This is a genomic window from Bacillus sp. FSL L8-0528 (assembly GCF_038593085.1).
In the GTDB taxonomy this organism is placed as follows: Bacteria; Bacillota; Bacilli; order Bacillales; family Bacillaceae; genus Bacillus; species Bacillus paralicheniformis.
The window spans coordinates 4209971-4229256 of the sequence record NZ_CP151961.1; the positions used below are offsets into that span (position 1 = coordinate 4209971).

The following is a 19286-nucleotide window of genomic DNA, read 5'->3' on the forward strand; positions in this document are numbered from 1 at the left end:
GTTATTCTCCCATGAAACGATAGCCAATTCCCCATACATTGACGATTAATTTCGGGTGATTTGGATCGGCTTCAATTTTCTCGCGAAGTCTGCTGAGATGAACACGGACCGTATGTTTATCACCAACGCCATCCCAAAATTTCTCCAATAATCGGTCATATGAAAAAACATGTTTCGGATGCGCTGCAAGCAATTGCAGCAATTCATATTCTTTAGGTGTAAGAGCAATGATTTCTCCATCCAGCCATACTTCTCTTGTCGATAAGTCCAGCGTGAGATTTCCGTAACGCAAAACTTTTCTATTGTACTCTGGTTGAGAACCCGCGCGTCGTAATACAGCCTTTACTCTGGCCACAATCTCCCCGGGTGAAGCCGTTTTGACAATATAATCATCCGCCTTAAGCGCCAGACCCCTGATCTTGTCTGCATCACCGCTCCGCGCGCTCAAGAAAAGGATCGGTACATCACTGTTTTCCCGAATGTGGCGACATAAGTCGAATCCGTTTTGTCCCGGCATCATGATGTCAAGGATCATGCAATGAATCGTACTCTGTTCAAACACAGCCAGTGCTTGAGAAGCGTCTTCAGCGGTTTTCACGTGAAACCCTTCATTCTCCAAAAAATCCCTTAACAATTCGGCGATACTTTTTTCATCGTCTACAACTAACACCGTCTGCACTTCCATCACGCATGACACACCTTTCCGTAATGACCATCTATTTATCAATATCATATGTTTCAACAAGCAGCAAGCCGGCGTGACACGGTTGTGATGGTTTCTTGATTGTTTTGTGATATTTTTAGCGCTTTTTTTGTGACACCTCATTGATATGCTTCTTGATGACAAGAAATCTAAATTGGAGGTCATCGTTATGCATATTCAAATTGTGTTGTTTGACGGATTTGATTTATTAGACGTCACTGCTCCATATGAAGTACTAACTGCTGCTGCAAGTTTTTCCCATAAGGAAGTAACAGTGGAGCTTGTGTCGGCAGAAGGTGAAAAAATGATAAGAAGCGGATTAAATGATCTAAAACTTCAAGCAAACGGCAAACCTGATCTATCCCGCAAAGGCATCATACTCATACCAGGAGCTGCTGATGCTGATGGACAAGAAGCGATTCAAAGGAAATTAATAGGAGCCGCTGAAACAGAATTAGGCGATATTCTAAAAGAAGCTGTGAAGAAACCTGATATCCTGGTTTCCACGGTCTGCGGCGGTTCGGTTATTTTAGCGATCGTCGGTTTATTAGACGGCCGTCATGCCGTAACCCATCATATGGGAATGGATTTTTTGCGGACGACGAACGCGATTCCAATCGATGCCCGTGTTGTAGATGATGGTGACCTTGTGACCGGCGGCGGTGTGACGTCTGGACTCGATGTCGCCCTTTACTTAGTTGAACGGGAATTAGGCGGCCCTCGTATCGCAATCGCTTTGGAACAGCTGTTTGAGTATGAACGGAGGGGCACAGTTTGGAAAAATACAGGCCTTTCCCCGAAAGGCTGATTGAACCGGAAAGCAGCAATTGGATGACTCAAATCTTTAAGGAGCATATGTTGAATGAAAAGGACGATTAAGGGATTCATTGTGTTGATCTCTTTCATGTGGGTGTTTCATACATTCTCAAAAAACTTTATGGCGGATCCAAATTTAGAAAAATTCATTTCCAGAAAAGATCAAATTCTCACAAATGAATCCCTTTGGTTATGGATGATCCGTCTCCATATTTCGCTGGCCATCATTTCTCTTGTGACCGGCCCGCTTGGCATGATCAAAGCGATTCGAACCAGATCGAGGACTTTCCACCGCTGGAACGGCCGTTTATATATCCTGTCTATCATATTAAACTTTATTCCCGGCGTTTATGTCTCTTTTTTTGCAACCGGAGGATGGCCCAGTACAATCGGATTTCTGATTTTAAATACATTATGGCTTGGAACGACTATCCTTGCTTATCTGTCTATTAAAAGAAAAAAAGTCATACTGCACAGCCAATGGATGATGAGAAGCTTCTTTCTTTCATTTGCGAATATGACGATTTATATAATAGTTGCGATTACTCATAACCTAATGAATGTCTCATATGGACATTCCTACACAATAGCCGTTTGGCTTTGCTGGATCATCAACCTGCTGATTGCGGAATTTATCATTAAAAAGCAGGTATTTTCATAAAGCTTTCTTCAAAGGCTTAATCATTTTTGATTAAGCCTTGCATAGCGATGAAACGGCTGATTGATAGATTCATAGAAAGATTTTGCTTTAGACTCTCCATATTGCCAAGTTCAAATATTTTCACTTTCTTGATTCCTATAAAGTGAAACACCGCTCTTTTCATCAACACTTTGTGACTGTTATTCAACAGAAACAAAGGGTACTTCTCAGGGCCTTTCATAGTCGAAATACAGACGACCGACTTTCCTTTCAAAAGCCCTCCTTGTATAATGATTTTGACCTGACGTCGCACTTAGAAAAAATGGGTATCAATTCTATTTTTTCATTCAATACCCCGCTGTTGGATCAACGGTCAATCCATTAACATCCCAAATTATTTTCTACAGATAAACAAGGATTTCCCCGCCAAGTTTCGGCCAATATTCAATTAGCTTCATCTCTCTTAACCCGCTATAAAAGGTTGAATATCATCCTGTTGATTCATCACCGTTCACTCCCAAACATCATTCGTAATTGATTATCAATGATAAGTTATTAAACTTGTTTTCATCATAATTAATTTTTTCTTTCTAAAAGTTTTCACTTTCATGAGGGTACTATGATAAGGACACAATTTTTACATTGACATATTGAAAAATGAAATATATATTTATTGTTGATATTGATAATCATTATCGTTTATTTATTTTCATTCTGCGGTTCATACAGCTATTTACTGAAGAATTAAATACTGGCTCTGGAGGACGTTTAATTGTAAAAAATCTCTGTGTAACGATTCCAGATAAAAAGGAACAACCATATCCTGAGGTCAGCGCCAATGGAATTGCTATGGCGCTTGTACGGGAGACGGACATGATTTTTTTGATGATGGTACTTCATGATTTACATCGAGCTGCTCGTTTTTTCGGATTATATCATTGCATTAAAGACGGCGAGGCCGGGCTTGTGAAGGATGAGTACTGCGGGAAGTCTTTCAAATTGGCTCGAGAACAAATAAACCGAAGTGTGTTACTTACAATTTATTAAGAGGTGAAAATGAGCATGAAGAAACTATTAATCCCGTTTATGCTACTGCTGACGCTTATGATTAGTGCATGCGGCAATGAAGAGTCAGCAACAAAGGATAGCGGCTCAGCAAAAAAAGAATCTAAAACGATTACATACCAAGCGGAAACAGGACCAATCGAAGTTCCAGCCGATCCGCAAAGAGTTGTTATGCTTTCAGGGTATACCGGAAATGTGTTAGATTTAGGAGTCAACGTTGTCGGTGTAGACACTTGGTCTAAAAACAATCCAACCTTTAAAGAAAAGTTAAAAGATGTTCAAGAAGTTTCAGAAGATGACCTGGAAAAAATTATTGAATTAGAGCCAGATTTAATCATCGCATTATCAACGGTAAAAAATTTAGACAAATTAAATGAGATCGCTCCTACTGTTACTTATACATGGGGTAAAGTAGATTATTTAACTCAGCACGTGGAAATTGGCAAGCTACTAAACAAAGAAAAAGAAGCCCGAGCATGGGTTGACGACTTTAAACAACGTGCAGAAGAAATCGGAGAAGATATTCGCACAAAAATCGGCAAAGATTCAACTGTATCTGTTATTGAAGCATATGGGAAAGACCTTTATGTTTACGGTAATAACTGGGCGCGCGGTACAGAAATCTTATATCAAACGATGAAACTAAATATGCCTGAAAAAGTAAAGGAAGACGCATTAAAGGCAGGGTATTATACGTTATCAGCTGAAGTGCTTCCAAAATATGCGGGAGATTATGTCATTTTAAGTAAGTACTCTGATGCGAATACATCTTTCCAAGAAACAGACACATACAAGAACATTCCAGCTGTCAAAAATGGACATGTCATTGAAATGCAAGGTGAAGGCGCATCATTCACTGACCCAATCACACTTGAAAAGCAACTAGCATTCTTTAAAAAAGCGTTTCTAGGAAACTAAGACTAGAAAAGCAGAGGTCTATTGAAAGGGGTTGGCCAAAGGGCAGCCCCTTTCCCATTCTAAGAAAGGAAAATGATGAGCTTTATGATAAGAAAAACTCAATCTTTTACCTCATTTGCCTTCAAACTCATCTTAGGAATTCTAGTGTTTATTGGTATGTTTTTTATGGCAATGGTATTTGGAGCTGCAGACGTTTCAGTTGAAGATGTATGGTTGGCTCTTTCGTCTTCTGCAACCGGCGATCATATTTCGATTATCCGTGATATTCGGTTACCTCGTGAAATAGCTGCCATTTTTGTTGGCGCAGCTCTTGCTGTCTCTGGTGCAATCATGCAAGGTATAACAAGAAACCCACTTGCTGATCCAGGTTTACTAGGATTATCTGCCGGGGCTTATGCAGCATTGGCTGTTACGATCGCTTTCATTCCATCAGCCAATTACTTTTTGACGATGGTTGCCTGTTTTATTGGAGCCGCACTCGGTGCCTTGTTGGTTTTTGGAATCGGTTCGATGAAAAAAGGCGGATTCTCTCCTTTCCGTATTGTGTTAGCGGGTTCTGCTGTTTCCGCCTTTTTATACGCCATTGCTGAAGGGCTTGGCCTTTATTTTAAAATTTCTAAAGATATCTCGATGTGGACAGCAGGAGGGATGGTTGGAACAACTTGGAACCAACTGCGAATTATTGTACCTTTTATTATCATTGGAATTGTTGTTTCCTTTTTCCTCTCGAGACAACTTACCATTCTCAGCTTAAATGAAGAAGTTGCAGTTGGCTTAGGTCAAAATATCATCAGAATTAAAATCCTTCTATTTATTATCGTGATCATTCTTGCGGGAGCATCTGTTGCTCTGGTTGGCAATATGACCTTTATCGGTCTTATGATTCCTCATATTGTTCGGGCAATTGTTGGAACCGATTATCGTTTTATTTTACCAATGTCTGCAACTTGCGGAGCTACTTTTATGCTATTTGCTGATACACTTGGCCGTACCTTAAACGCACCATATGAAACACCTGTTATAGCCATTGTCGCTATGCTTGGTTTACCGTTCTTCCTGATCATTGTCCGAAAGGGAGGAAAAACACTCTCATGATACATTCAGCATTAATTAAAAAACAGCGAATGATTTTATCGATTTCTCTCATACTCATCATAGCTACAGCTATTATTGGGATGGGAATAGGGTCTGCTAGTTTATCTTTTGACAGACTCATCCACACTCTATTAGGTCAAGGAACCTTTAAAGAGGAATTTATATTATATTCTATTCGATTGCCTCGAATATTGATTACTTTATTAGCTGGGATGGCACTTGCTATATCAGGTGCTATTTTGCAAGGAATCACAAAAAATGATTTAGCTGATCCAGGCATTATTGGGATTAATTCCGGTGCTGGGGTTGCCATTGCCGTTTTCTTTTTATTTTTCCCGACTGAAGCTGGATCATTTGTTTATATGATTCCAATTGTTGGCTTTATAGGAGCGATTATAACGAGCTTTTTCATTTATCTGTTAGCCTATAACAAAAATAGTGGTATGCAGCCTATAGGCTTAGTCCTCATCGGAGTCGGATTCTCAACTGCACTTTCCGGAGCTATGATTGTCATTATTTCTTCTGCTGAACGGACAAAAGTTGATTTCATCGCCAAATGGCTGGCGGGTAATATTTGGGGTACGGATTGGCCATTTATTGGAGCTCTTCTGCCTTGGTTAGTCATCTTGATTCCGTTTACTTTGTACAAAGCAAGTCGACTAAATCTATTAGGATTAAGCGAGCCTGTAACCATTGGAGTTGGGGTTTCCATTGAAAGGGAGCGGATCGTTTTGCTTTTAACAGCTGTCGCATTAGCAGCTGCTGCCGTTTCTGTCACAGGAGGTATTTCCTTTATCGGATTAATGGCCCCGCATATCGCAAAAACTTTAGTAGGACCCAGAAATCAACTATTTATCCCTGTTGCTATTCTACTTGGCGGTTGGTTATTATTATTCGCCGACACAATTGGACGTAACATCATTGAAACCACTATACCGGCTGGAATCATGGTCTCATTAATCGGGGCACCTTATTTTATTTATTTGTTATTGAAAAAGTAAAAATCTAAAAACGAGGCTGTTCCAATGAGTCTCCAAAAATTCATTTCAAAATGGACCCATTAAATCAAACCCTTTGGTAGTCCATTTTGCGGAGGTGGTATGAAAGGGAGGCGTTTTCTCTTTTCAGATACTTATGAGATCAGGCTCCTCCCCCTACCTCATTCTCCAGATCATGATGAATTGTTTAAGTAACACTTCTTTTCGGCAGCTCGCGGTCATGTTTAATTCTTTGATCCAATGCCGTTCTGATCCTATTCAACGTTTTAGAATCCAATACAGCGCCTCCTATCTAGGCTTAATACTGGTTTCAAAAAAACTGCTAACGCCCTAGGTTTCAACAACTTGATTTGTTTAACGATGCCCCCAAAGTCAGCTTCATGCACCGGAAATCAAAGAAAAAATCACCTTCCTTCGCTTTTCAATTTGACATGATACCTTTTATATAACGGCCAAGCCAAATCGGCTTATTTTGAATTTCTTTCACTCAACACTCGTATCTTCATTACATGTACATAAAAAGGTGCAAGAGAACCGCTCCCTTGCACCAAAAACTATGTCATTTACTTATAATAATTATAACCATTAAATGTTGCGATCATATCATTTTGTGTTCCAGTATTTCCGCGATTCGTGTTAAAGTACAGCGTGCCGCTGTCAAAATCAACAGATTCTATTTCGAATAGTTTATATGCACCGCTGGTAATTCTGAAAGATAAATCTTTGCGAGTAAACAATTCTTTGGAAAAGTCAGCAGTTGGCCTTGTTTTTTGCTCTTTAATCAAACTGTCTATATTCAAAGGATATGTTAATATAATGCTGACATTCGAAGCATTACCTTTCGCATCTGGTTTTGTCAGTGGTACATATAACGTTCCCTGATAAAAGGAAATCCCTTGCTGAATATAATTAGAAACATCCATTGTCGTATTTTTAACAACAGCTTTTGAATAGTTTAATTTAAAAGTAGCTTCATAATCAAATTTGCCAGTCTTATCATTAAACTTCCCAATAAAAAATTTCTTCCCTGATCTTACAATAAATTTATCTGCACCAACAGAATATGTAATTCCGCTTATAGACAAATTCGAACCTTTATAGTTCAGCACATAAGTTTTGTCCACTTTATAAGTTTTCTTTGCTGTATCAACACTCAGTTTAACGATTTTATTGACATACTTGGACCCATCAGACATTGGGGCAACATAAATGCTGACATGTTTATCACCTGCGGAAGCTTTTACCGCTAAGTCATTTGCGTGACCTAAATCATAGCTGGTGGAATTGGTACTCGAATTTTTAAGGAGAGTTACAGTTCTTTTACTTTTTGTACCATTCATTTTGATAGAGAATAATTGAGTTTTATGAGTTGAGTTGTTTATTTTTGCTGCATAAATAACGTTGTTATTACGATCAACACACATACCCTGCATTGCAGTGTTATAACCCGATTTTGATAAAGATACATAATCGGTATACGTATTAAAGTAGCCTGTTTGTGCATATGCAGTAGTAGCGGCAAAACTGCTTATAGCTAAGGCAAACGCTGCAATTAAAAATTTGGATTTTCCAAACATTCGTTTCCCTCCTTTGAAAGATTTCCATATTGTATCACCGAAGGATTTTTGAGTCAATAAATGACCTATTTTGTTAAAAATACGTCAGCCTTCCCCTATTGCTGGGTAAACGTAAGCGTTCTCCATAGATTGACTTCAACTCTTTTGGTCTAATACCTCATTATCGTTCATGATGACAATATTATGGAGGGGAAAGGGGTGGGTTTTGAGTGTGGTTCAAGCTATTGCCACACAACCTCGTTTACTTATGATACGTTTCACCCCCATTTATCTATCGGTTTTAATAAAGACTTACAATCATCTTCCTTGTTAAAATGCATTACCTTATAATAGAAGTATTATAAATATGATACTATTATTTTTAAATAGAGATACAGAGGCTGAGACAATGAATGAACTTGTGTTTGAAAAGAGAGAATTGACTTCAGATCATGTGAATGTTGTAAAAACACTGCATTTAAATAACTATCCGATTGTGTACATCCTTTATAATGAGAAAAAGAAACCGACTGCATATATTGGGCAAACGGTTCAAGCTGCACGGCGTTTGAAGAATCATATAGATGACGAAAAGAGAAAGAGATTGAATCGTTTTATATTAATTGGCCATGAGAAATTTCACCAGTCTGCGACATACAATATTGAATCAAATTTAATTAACTATTTTATCGCAGATAACCGCTATCAGCTTCAAAACGTGAGCCAGACAAGGTCTAGGGAAATGCACAATTACTATCAGAAACCCTTTTATAATGAAAATATCTTTCAAGTCATTTGGGAGAAGCTGAGAAAAGAGAAAATTGTCAGCGATTCTCTTGAAAACCTTAGGAATAAAGACATTTATAAGTTATCTCCTTATAAGGAGCTCTCCCCTCAGCAGCTTGATATTAAAAATAAGATCCTTAATTTCTGTAAAGAACGTATACAAAAAGAAGGAAATCATGTCATTGTTATTGAAGGAGACGCCGGCACAGGGAAAAGTGTCCTGTTAAGCTCTCTGTTTAATACAATTCAAGATTTGGCGAAGAGCGAAGACCCTTTTTTGAAAGAAACAGATAATTACTTGCTGGTAAATCATAGCGAAATGCTGAAGACTTATAAAAGTATCGCCAACAGCTTACCGAATTTGAAGAAAAAGAGTCTCATGAAGCCAACACCTTTTATTAACGAGAAAACAAAGACGGGAGCAACAGCGGATATCGTATTAGTAGACGAAGCTCATCTGCTTCTGACAAAGGAAGATTCCTATAACAATTTCCGCTACCAAAACCAGCTGGATGAGATCATTAAGCGAAGTAAAATCACTGTTGTGATCTTTGATCCAAAACAAGTCTTAAAGATTAAAAGTTATTGGAACGACAGATTGCTCGAAGAAATCATCAATCAGTATGATGCGAAAACTGTGAAACTTACAGACCAAATGAGAATGAACGCCAATCCAGAAACGATGAAGTGGATTGACAGCTTTGTTGCAAAGAAAATTCTTTCTTTGCCAACTGAAGACTCCGCCTTCGAGCTAAAAATATTCGAAGATGCTGCTGCGTTTAAGAAAGCCATTGAAAATAAAAATAACAAAGACGGGCTCTCTAGGATTGTCTCGACCTTTGATTATTTACATAAAAAAGATAAAAAGACTTACATCGTTGATGAAGAAGGGATTAACATGCCCTGGAACAGCACCCAGGATAAAGTGACATGGGCTGAAAATCCGAATTCTATTAAAGAAGTCGGCTCCATTTATACCGTTCAAGGGTTTGATTTAAATTACGTCGGCGTCGTGCTCGGCCCTTCCGTAAGCTATGATGAAGACAACGACGAACTGGTAATTGATACTTCCAAATACAAAGATACAGGGGCATACATTTCTCGTACAGATTTGTCGCCAGAAAAGAATGAACAAATTAAAGAACAAATCATCTTAAATTCAATAAATGTCCTGATGAAACGGGGTATTTACGGCCTCTATATTTATGCGACAGATCCTAAATTAAGAAAGAGACTACTCGAGTTAGAAAGGGGAAAATCATCATGAACGATATCCAAAACCTAATCAACGCAATCAACAAATTCAGAGATGAACGAAACTGGAGACAATACCATAACCCAAAAGACCTCGCCATCTCAATCTCAATCGAAGCAGCAGAGCTGCTCGAAGACTTCCAATGGATCAGCAGTGAAGAAGCACTCAAAGCAAATAAAGAAAACATCCGTGAAGAAATCGCAGATGTTTTAATCTACTCATTCATGTTATGTAATGATCTTGGACTGGACGTGAAAGAGATTGTGGAAGAGAAGATTGTGAAGAATGGGAGGAAGTATCCGGTTAATCATAATGGCTAAGACTCTCCTTTTAAGTAGAGAGAGCTTCTTTCACAATTGAAGACCGCTCTCTCTATCTCCATGATTCGTTGATGATGATGGCGCTCTGCTCGTTTACTTACCGTAATCCCCCCACTTCATTTGCTTTTACACCCTTCGGTTCTTTCTGCACATTGTTAAAAAAAATGACATTTGTCACCCGATTTTCATGACATCACTTACTAAAATCCGCCTCCCTCAGCTTATACAATGAAATGAGTAAATCAGGAGGTGGTCTGTAAACCATGAGCAATGTTGTGAGCTTGACGAATGTGACAAAGACATTCCGCCAAAAAACGGCGGTTGATCAGATAGATTTTTCAATTAAAAAAGGAGAAATTGTAGCGATTCTCGGGCCAAACGGGGCCGGGAAAACGACGACGATTTCAATGATATTGGGGCTGTTAAGACCAACGGCAGGCAACATCACATTATTCGGTTCCATGCCGCATGAAAAACGGGTGCGCGAAAAAATCGGCACGATGCTGCAGGAAGTCAGTGTGATGCCTGGTTTGCGTGCAGGTGAAATCATCGAACTCGTTAGGAGCTACTATCCAAATCCTCTATCCTTTCAGAAGCTTAGAGCGCTGACAGGTTTGACAGACAAGGATTTAAAAACACAGGCGGAAAAATTGTCAGGCGGGCAAAAGCGGCGTCTCGGCTTTGCCTTGGCGCTTGCCGGTGATCCAGAACTGATGATTTTTGACGAACCCACGGTCGGAATGGATATCACTTCAAGAAACCGCTTTTGGCAAACGGTTCAAACGCTCGCAGAGCAAGGAAAAACAATCATTTTTTCTACACACTACTTACAGGAAGCAGATGATGCCGCGCAACGAATCTTGCTGTTTAAAGACGGCAGCATAGTAGCTGACGGGACGCCGCTCCAAATAAAATCAAGAATATCGAAGCATTCGGTTTCATTTATAGTCGATCCGGAACAGTCGCTCGAGAGGCTGTATCAGCACCCGGAAATCGAACAGATTTTTCGTAAAAACAACCGGGTTTACATCGACACGGCCAATACGGACAAAATATTGGAACTCATTTTCGCAGAAAAGATCGGCGCTTATGATATTCACATTGAACGCGGAAATCTTGAAAAGGCGTTTCGCCAGCTGACAGGCAAAGGAGACGATGTAAAATGAATGTATTTCAGATGCAGTGCAGAATGGAAATCAAAAGAATGCTTCGAAACCGCTATTTTGTCTTTTGGTCATTGGCTATGCCGATTGCTTTTTATTATATTTTTACAAATGTCGTCAATACGAATGCTCCGGACCCTGCGGCTTGGAATGCGCATTATTTAATGTCGATGACAACATTCAGCGTCATGGGCTCTTCGATCATGACGCTCGGCATCCGCATGGTTCAAGAACGCACCCAAGGCTGGTCGACGTTCATTCGCGTAACGCCTCTTCCCGACCACATTTATTTTATCGCTCAAATGGCGGGGCAAAGCGTCATTCATATTCTTTCGATTACAGTTATCTTCTTAGCCGGCGCCTTGATTAACGGCGTTTCTTTATCCCCATTGGAATGGTTCCTGTGCGGATTGTGGGCCCTGCTTGGCTCGCTCCCGTTTCTTGCGATCGGGACACTGATCGGGATGATGAAAAAAGTGGATACAGCAGCCGGAATCAGCAATGTGTTGTATATGGGCCTCGCTGTATGCGGAGGGATGTGGATGCCGCTTGAAATTATGCCAAAAATGATGCAGAATATCGGCTATTGGCTGCCGTCTTATCATTATGGCAGCGGTGCCTGGGAAATCGCTCAAGGTCAAATGCCAAACTGGAAAAATATTCTCGCTCTATTAGGCTATTTAGTCGTTATTATGCTACTATCTAAATATATAAGAAGAAAACAAGAAGCGGTGTGAGTAAGAATGAAAAAAAACTTCAGCATGTTTCCGAAACGGTACGGCTTTTTTCCCTATATCTTTTTAATCTATTTACTGCTGCCCATTTCTTATTTGACGAATCAGACCTCGGGGATCAAACAGCTGATCGGTTTTGGACTCGTGCTGCTTTTCTTGGTGACATATCGCCAGCTTTTTTTTATTTCGCCGCACAAAAAATTATTTACTTATTGGCTGGCCATCCAGCTTTCAATCATTTTGATCTACACTGTATTTTATGATATCAATTTAGTCTTTTTAGGCTTTTTTTCAGCGAACTTTATCGGTTATTACCGGGAAAAAAAGATATTTCGGCGCGGCCTTGCCAGCCTCGTTGTTGTATTGGTCGCCCCTTTTATCTATCATCTGCTGAAGGATCCATCCCTGCTAAATCGGCTCTTTTATTTTCTGCCCTTTCTCGTGATTATGCTCATTTCACCATACGGCATCCGCTCCATGAACCGCCGCATGGAACTGGAACAAGAGCTTGATGAGGCAAATCAGCAAATTAAGGAACTGGTTAAGCGCGAGGAGCGTGTACGAATTGCCCGTGATCTGCACGATACACTTGGCCATACTCTCTCACTGCTCACATTAAAAAGCCAGCTTGTCCAGCGTACCATCGCCAGCGACCCGGAACGGGCGCGAAAAGAAGCAAGAGAAATGGAAACCACATCAAGAGCAGCCTTAAAACAAGTCCGAGAACTCGTGTCTGATATGAAAACGGCAACGATCGCAGAAGAGCTTATCCATATCCAGCAAATCCTGCGGGCTGCAGACATCACATTCGAATACATGGGAGGTTCCGATTTTTCAAATATTTCTCCTGTCACACAAAACATCGTCAGCATGTGTATACGCGAAGCCGCCACAAATATCGTCAAACACAGCCGCGCCACCCATTGCACCATTTCCATCTCTCAAACAGATGAAAAAATAAGCATCACCATCAAGGACGACGGAATGGGAATGGATCAGCAAACACCATTTGGAAACGGCCTGCGTGGAATGAAGGAAAGACTTGCATTAATCGACGGCGCACTCGACGTTTCAACCCATAACGGCACAGTTTTAAATATTACCGTTCCAATTGTAAAGAAAGCTGAACGAAAGGAAGCAATCCAATGATTCGTTTATTTATTGCCGAAGACCAAAGAATGCTGTTAAGCGCGCTGGGATCCTTGCTTGATCTTGAAGAAGACATGAAAGTAATCGGCCAGGCGACAAACGGCGAAGAAGCGCTCACCGCCATTCTCAAGCTAGAACCGGACGTCTGCCTCATGGATATCGAAATGCCCGTCAAAAGCGGCTTAGAGGTGGCTGAAGAGCTGACGAAACGGGGCTCAAAAAGTAAGGTTATCATATTAACAACATTCGCCCGCCCCGGCTACTTCGAACGCGCCGTCAAAAGCAATGTCCACGGCTACCTGCTCAAAGACGGAGAAATCGACGACCTCGCAGACGCCATCCGAAAATGTAAGGAAGGCAAGCGAATCTTCAGCCCGGAACTCACCTTCGATGCCATCCGCAAGGTAAACCCGCTCACCGAACGCGAGCAGGAAATCCTGCGATTGGCGGCTTTAGGAATGACGACGAAAGAAATTGCCGCCGAGTTATTTTTGTCAGCAGGCACCGTCCGGAATTATATTTCTGAGATTATGCATAAGCTGGATGCGAAGAACCGGACGGAGGCGGCGAAGGTTGCTGAGGGGGAGGGGTGGATTTGAGTGTGGTCGGATGATTATCAGTTCATTGTAAGATGTACATTTTTGAAGCTTAATTGGTTTTAGAACTTTCAGGATAACCATTTATTGAACAATATCATCTAACGTCCACACTCTTGTTTTAGGATATATTATAAAGTCCATAATAATGTTTCCGAACATAGATCCCTTATGTGAGTTTAAAGAATCTTTAAAGTCAAAGTATCTGATTAGCTAACTATATCTTGATGATAATAGAGAAACATCCCTTCTGCTGTTTTTTATTCCCAATTTACTTAAAACTTTCTTCTCCGTTTCTGGCGACCAGTATATTTTTAATTTCTCCTTCGCCCGAGTTATTGCTGTATAAAATATATTGTGAGTAATCATTTCTTCAATCTCATCTGTAATAATGATTTTAACAGATTTATATTCCAACCCCTGTGCTTTATGGATTGAAACAGCATAGGCAACCTGGAAAGGAACTACAGCCTCAGATGATAAATCATCATCTTCATCGGTGCTTCTATACTTGTTGACAAAAAAGCGAATAATTGAATTACCTTTATCCGAATTACCTATCAGATTAAAATCATATCCCTCCAAATCTAACTGATTTATCACTTTATCTAGTTCAATATCGAATTGTATTTTATCTATAAACGTTTCTATGCCAACTATTTTCCCTTTTAAGTTGTTATAAATTAAGGGAGCAAACCTTTCTGATTCATTAAACAAAACTGGATCGTTGACCTTATAAGTTTGAATACCCCATTGAACAGCGTTTTTTTCATTGCTACTTTGTAAAAATCTATTTATATTGTTTATTCCATAAAGCCCATCATAATTTAAACATAGAATTATTTCATCCCTTTCAGAATGCTCAAAAATCGACTCGTTCAAACTAATTGAATAATTATTTTTGGTAATGTGTTCTAGTAGGTCCTCATCCATACGTCTAACCTTACTCCACAAAGTAAGCAGCTTAGGGTTACTGCTTCTATAAGGTTTTGTTAACTCGAATACCGATGTTTCGGGAACAAATGAACGAGCAACGTCAAACCAATTTCCAAAAACTATTGAATCGATTTGAAAAACGTCTCCGACTAAAACTAATAATTTGAAAGAAGCTTTAGTTATAACTTTAAGCATATCTGAATTACTAACTGTACTGCACTCGTCAATAACCAATAAATCGAATTCTATATCGCAATTCCTCTGTGCTTTAAATTTCGCTATGGTTTTAAAGGTACAATTAGCAGCATTAACCCTTCTTTTTAAGTTATCTACTGCCGGATTAGTATTTGCTAAAAAGAGCTTCTTCTTGTCATTAAAAAAGTTTGAAATATGATTTATCATAGTGGATTTTCCGGTTCCAGCAGAACCGTATATTAAAGCTACTTTGGAATTCTCAAACATTTGTTTTAGAGCAGATTTCTTCTCATCGCAATCAATATCATAGGGGGAAGACTGCAACCAAAAATGAACTGAGTTTGAGTAATTATCAATTCCAGATGAAGCTAATTCTTCTAGTTTTTGTATAATACTTAGCGTATCTTCTTCATAACCTTTTATATAAATATAATCTTTATAATTCTCTAACCTTCGATGTTGATGTTTATAATATAGCTTACTGTTATAAGCCCTCATCAAACCTTCAATACCTTCAAAACTTATAATATCGTTTTTGGGAGTATATAATTGCCCCTTTATTTCTGTATTGTTTTTAATAAGTCTTGCAAAAACCTCATGATCTCGATTAGTTGTTTCGATACAGTCGAGTAAATCCAAAAATTTAGGATTATGATTTCTTAACGATGTATTAAACGGCATTTGATCAAATGGTATACACCCATAATCCAAATTTAGATTTGATAATGCTTCGCAACCCCCAGACTCGTATTGCCGTTTTATAACTTTATTATTTAGTCTGTAAAGTAAATATCTAATAATATTACTTCCTGGACTATTACTTTTTGTCAATTCACGACATTTATCAATTATATAAAAAAAGTGTAATACCCTTGCTTTTTGAGTTATTTGGCTCTTAATACTCAAATAATTACTTTCTGAAAAATCAATGACCTCAACTAAATTTAGTCCGGTTTCAGTTAGATATCTCATTAACTCCCGATACTCAGTATTTCCACTTTGTATTTTAGAATCAAGCCCAAATATATTCGCAAAATTATTTAGTTCACAAGGACGGATTGATACTTCCCATCCATCAATAATTAGGATCGGCATTTTTTTTCCCAAAATATTAACAGTGTCATTTTTTATTGAGAGTTTTAAAGCATAGTTATGCGAAAGCTCTAGTCTTGTGAACGCAATAATTCTATCAAACTTGCTTGCTTTGTCATTTGCAACAGTAAATGTCACTTCATAATACACATTGTAATCTACAAAAAATGGCTTTATTCTTTGAATATAGTAACGATCTTTATATGTATTTCTATTTCCAGTCAAAGATGGTTGATTTATTTTCTTCGAGATTTTTTTATAATACTCCTTAAGATTTGAATCCATATTAATAGGGTATTTATCTATGTTATTTAGGACATCAAGATTATACTCGCTCTTTAGGAGGGTTTTTATTTTAAGCAAATACTCATAATACTTCAACATTAGTCTTTCTGAGTTTTCCTCACTAAGCGTATAATGGGATACAGTTATCTGTAAAAGTTTATGAAATTTACTTAAAAACTTTAAATTGCCTCTGGATTTAACATAGGCATTTGCTTTCTCAATGTTTTGATAGTTATTTTCAATATCTTGGCCATTAGCATATGCTTTTAATGAAATATGTTCAACAAAATTTCTAAGCTGTGATAGAATATTTTGTGACAATAATCCTCTATCATAGGATTCAAACCTATCAATATTTCTGCAAATGACTTTATCAATATCTGAAATCTCAGTGTCAATTCTATTCAAAAAACATTCACCCCCATTTATAAACTTTCTACCTGATGAAATGTCTAACTGGAAAAAGGTATATACTTTCTAATGGTAATATGTAAAATTGGTTTTTTAGGTAAAAATCAGGTTAATATCACGTCTATTGAATGATCTATTCGAAAAGATTCTTATATATATTTAAATTATTCTTCCATTATATAAATATTGACTTGCAACCGTGATTAATGAAAGGCACCGTTTATAAAAGTAATCATAATGCTCATCATCCTCAATATCAATTTTTGTAGTTTCATGATGACGAATTCTAAAGTTATTTCCAATCGTTGTTAGTTCGTAAAATTCTTTTTCAAACATTTTTTTAAAGGGTTCCTTGTTACGGCTCATATCATCAATAATTCTATTTACTGATTTCTTCTTATCTAATGTTGGAGCATAATATGTTTTTAACCTTTCAAACGCATCCCAGAGTTTTTCAACAGCAATTTTTAAATTCCCTTTTTCATAATATGTATTTGCTTCTTGAAGCAGTTCTTTGAGTCCTGTCTCGCCAATTGAAATTAATGTATTTTTTTTAAAATGACTGTCTGAAATACTTTCAATTTTTCCATTATTTAATTTCAAAGAAATATCATTCAATTTTAATATTGCATTAATTTTTGCTACATAGTTATTTTTACAATATTTCTCGAAAAATTCTATCGCATCTAACACACAATAAGGCGATGTGTAGTATATAAATTCTTTTAGGCTATCAGTTTCAACATATTGTTTTTGGTTATTAAAGCACTTAGGGGAGTAAAATTTCCTTATATCATTAAAAACCTCTTCACTTACCAAGACATCGTATTGCCATCCTGTTTCAGTTGTTTTCCTATAGCTATAATTATAACTTTCTAGTATTTGATAAATCTGATTTCTGGCTTTTCGATTAATTGTAAAGGCTATTTTTTTCTGTTTTATCGCTTTTTCATTCCTCTGAGAGAAAGGAATGAAAATCTCATTTTCTGGTTGATAAACTTTCCAACTATAGATGTCACGGTTAGATATTTTTTTTGCAGGATAGAGTTCGTACCCATCATTTTGTAACAATTTGTTTATCTCCGTAAGAAACTCCTTCCAATATCCTTTCTCAAACCTGACTGCTGGATTAAATACCTCACAAATAAATCTTAAGTATATTTCATCGTTTCCATAAGTTAATTGGAATCGTTCGTCCTCAAATACCCAACAATGCGGGTAATCATCGTTGTTTACTGTATGTTGCCATATTTCACCTTCGGCATTCGAAAACCTAAAATCTAAACTCGGCATACTTTTCAAATCATATAATCTCTTGAGAAAATCAAGCTCATTCATTCGTCCAAAATAAGGGTAAGTAACTTTTTTCGTTTCAAATACTTCATCTATATCAATTCCGTCCCGAAAAAAATCAAGAATTTCACGCTTTGTTATATCACTAATTCGGTTCACGACCTCAAACCACTCTCCTATCTTGATAACTTTTCGACAAGATTTGCATGTCCTTTAAAAGTTCATATATCTAGCAAATTGACATAGCTTCAATATTATTTAAACAAATTGATAAGTTCCTATATAGATAAAATATAGTTAGAGTTCGACTTTTCAGAACTAATTATTCACAAACGTTTACACTCATCCACATGAAATGGGTATGAAAAACTTGTTTATAGTAACCGTCTCCTACAATAAAATTTTACCTTAATCTTTAACTTTTTTGCCTCTATTTATGATAAGGCTCCCCCCGATTAATCCGAAACGCCCGATAAACCTGCTCCAGCAAAATCAGCCTCATGAGCTGATGCGGGAATGTCATCCGCGAAAACGACAGCTTCTCATCCGCGCGCTTCAAGACGGCGTCGCTCAAGCCGAGTGAGCCGCCGATAACGAAGGTTACCTTGCTCTTTCCATATGTGGCGAGTCTATCCATATTATCGGCTAATTCTTCCGAACTTTTCATTTTTCCTTCGATTGCCAAAGCGATGACGTGGGCGTCGGGGCTGATTTTTGAGAGAATTCGTTCGCCTTCTTTGTCTTTGACGATTTTCATGTCCTGGTCGCTTAGGTTTTCCGGGGCTTTTTCGTCCGGCAGTTCGATGATGTCGACTTTTGCGTATGCCGAAAGCCGTTTTATGTATTCGTCGATTCCTTGTTTTAAATATTTTTCTTTTAGTTTTCCGATTGCTACGATTGATATATTCACAGGTCATCCCCACTTTAAGAACAAGTTATTCAGATGCATTATCCACAATTGTGGATAAAGGTTGTGTATTTAGTGTCCGATCATTCGTTCCCCACTATATATACTGCAGGCTTATCGCACAATTCACAGGTTGTGGATAAACTGTGTGTATGTTCGATTTTTCTGATTTCAGGGGCCAATTCTTCTTCATCCACATACATGTCAATGACGGTTTCAATATGCTCTTCGCAAGACTTCATAAAAGTCCCTCCAATATCTGTATCATTGGGCTCTTTTATAAAAAAGCTCCTTATTCAATATACCCTATTTATGCACATGTTAGTAGGTTTTAGCACGACTTCGCGAGGTTATCCACAGGCTTTTTATATTC

18 protein-coding genes and 1 pseudogene are annotated in these 19286 nt (G+C 38.1%); 12 read left to right on the plus strand and 7 right to left on the minus strand.

Translation table 11 applies throughout. The features are described 5' to 3' along the window. Position 1 precedes the first annotated feature (1 nt). Complete coding sequence (locus MHI30_RS21350) at positions 2-688, minus strand: response regulator transcription factor (protein WP_142238579.1); 687 nt, start codon at positions 686-688, stop codon at positions 2-4. Between the two features lie 184 nt (positions 689-872). Here MHI30_RS21350 and MHI30_RS21355 point away from each other — a divergent pair, with 184 nt between their 5' ends. Together MHI30_RS21355 and MHI30_RS21360 are read left to right on the plus strand one after the other, a co-directional pair. Then, positions 873-1511, plus strand: coding sequence for a DJ-1/PfpI family protein (locus tag MHI30_RS21355; RefSeq protein ID WP_075751772.1), 639 nt, complete (start codon positions 873-875; stop codon positions 1509-1511). 54 nt (positions 1512-1565) lie between these two features. Continuing rightward, the gene (locus MHI30_RS21360) at positions 1566-2180 is read left to right on the plus strand and encodes a DUF2306 domain-containing protein (RefSeq protein ID WP_075751773.1); all 615 of its coding nucleotides are present in this window, start codon (positions 1566-1568) and stop codon (positions 2178-2180) included. Positions 2181-2196: 16 nt separating this feature from the next. Here the strand turns inward: MHI30_RS21360 and MHI30_RS21365 are convergent. Then, positions 2197-2439 (minus strand): annotated as a pseudogene (locus tag MHI30_RS21365) (flavodoxin family protein); the annotation flags it as partial. A 377-nt stretch (positions 2440-2816) separates the two neighbouring features. Here MHI30_RS21365 and MHI30_RS21370 point away from each other — a divergent pair. From MHI30_RS21370 to MHI30_RS21385, 4 genes are all read left to right on the plus strand, one after another. Further along, a complete protein-coding gene (locus tag MHI30_RS21370) occupies positions 2817-3206 on the plus strand; it encodes a hypothetical protein (protein ID WP_075751774.1) in 390 nt (129 codons plus the stop codon). Between the two features lie 15 nt (positions 3207-3221). Next, positions 3222-4142 (plus strand): iron-hydroxamate ABC transporter substrate-binding protein, encoded by a 921-nt coding sequence (locus MHI30_RS21375; RefSeq protein ID WP_075751848.1) that lies wholly within the window; start codon positions 3222-3224, stop codon positions 4140-4142. Between the two features lie 84 nt (positions 4143-4226). Beyond that, positions 4227-5237: an iron ABC transporter permease gene (locus tag MHI30_RS21380; protein WP_075751849.1), complete on the plus strand. Its 1011-nt coding sequence runs from the start codon at positions 4227-4229 to the stop codon at positions 5235-5237. Then, the gene (locus MHI30_RS21385) at positions 5234-6238 is read left to right on the plus strand and encodes an iron ABC transporter permease (protein WP_075751775.1); all 1005 of its coding nucleotides are present in this window, start codon (positions 5234-5236) and stop codon (positions 6236-6238) included. Before MHI30_RS21380 ends, MHI30_RS21385 begins: the two co-directional genes overlap by 4 nt. Positions 6239-6798: 560 nt before the next feature. Here MHI30_RS21385 and MHI30_RS21390 read toward each other — a convergent pair. Next, the gene (locus MHI30_RS21390) at positions 6799-7812 is read right to left on the minus strand and encodes a hypothetical protein (protein WP_075751776.1); all 1014 of its coding nucleotides are present in this window, start codon (positions 7810-7812) and stop codon (positions 6799-6801) included. Between the two features lie 388 nt (positions 7813-8200). On the opposite strand from MHI30_RS21390, the gene MHI30_RS21395 reads away from it, so the two are divergent. From MHI30_RS21395 to MHI30_RS21420, 6 genes are all read left to right on the plus strand, one after another. Continuing rightward, positions 8201-9844 carry a DUF2075 domain-containing protein gene (locus tag MHI30_RS21395; protein WP_075751777.1) on the plus strand — a complete coding sequence of 548 codons (1644 nt, stop codon included), beginning with the start codon at positions 8201-8203 and terminating at the stop codon, positions 9842-9844. Beyond that, positions 9841-10152, plus strand: a complete 312-nt coding sequence (locus MHI30_RS21400) for a nucleotide pyrophosphohydrolase (protein WP_075751778.1) — start codon at positions 9841-9843, stop codon at positions 10150-10152. Before MHI30_RS21395 ends, MHI30_RS21400 begins: the two co-directional genes overlap by 4 nt. A 263-nt stretch (positions 10153-10415) precedes the next feature. After that, positions 10416-11318 carry an ABC transporter ATP-binding protein gene (locus tag MHI30_RS21405; RefSeq protein ID WP_075751779.1) on the plus strand — a complete coding sequence of 301 codons (903 nt, stop codon included), beginning with the start codon at positions 10416-10418 and terminating at the stop codon, positions 11316-11318. After that, positions 11315-12052: an ABC transporter permease gene (locus MHI30_RS21410; RefSeq protein ID WP_075751780.1), complete on the plus strand. Its 738-nt coding sequence runs from the start codon at positions 11315-11317 to the stop codon at positions 12050-12052. Before MHI30_RS21405 ends, MHI30_RS21410 begins: the two co-directional genes overlap by 4 nt. Before the next feature lie 6 nt (positions 12053-12058). Then, complete coding sequence (locus MHI30_RS21415) at positions 12059-13198, plus strand: sensor histidine kinase (RefSeq protein WP_075751781.1); 1140 nt, start codon at positions 12059-12061, stop codon at positions 13196-13198. After that, a complete protein-coding gene (locus MHI30_RS21420; protein ID WP_075751782.1) occupies positions 13195-13797 on the plus strand; it encodes a response regulator transcription factor in 603 nt (200 codons plus the stop codon). Before MHI30_RS21415 ends, MHI30_RS21420 begins: the two co-directional genes overlap by 4 nt. A gap of 210 nt (positions 13798-14007) precedes the next feature. Here MHI30_RS21420 and MHI30_RS21425 read toward each other — a convergent pair whose 3' ends face one another. The 4 genes from MHI30_RS21425 to MHI30_RS21440 form a co-directional block, all read right to left on the minus strand. Then, positions 14008-16710: an AAA family ATPase gene (locus tag MHI30_RS21425; protein WP_075751783.1), complete on the minus strand. Its 2703-nt coding sequence runs from the start codon at positions 16708-16710 to the stop codon at positions 14008-14010. 162 nt (positions 16711-16872) lie between these two features. Further along, entirely contained in the window at positions 16873-18165 is a 1293-nt protein-coding gene (locus MHI30_RS21430; RefSeq protein WP_075751784.1) for a hypothetical protein, read from the minus strand. A gap of 271 nt (positions 18166-18436) precedes the next feature. Further along, positions 18437-18916 carry a 23S rRNA (pseudouridine(1915)-N(3))-methyltransferase RlmH gene (gene rlmH, locus MHI30_RS21435; RefSeq protein WP_003177946.1) on the minus strand — a complete coding sequence of 160 codons (480 nt, stop codon included), beginning with the start codon at positions 18914-18916 and terminating at the stop codon, positions 18437-18439. 80 nt (positions 18917-18996) lie between these two features. Next, entirely contained in the window at positions 18997-19155 is a 159-nt protein-coding gene (locus tag MHI30_RS21440) for a CxxH/CxxC protein (protein WP_003177948.1), read from the minus strand. Between the last annotated feature and the right edge of the window lie 131 nt (positions 19156-19286).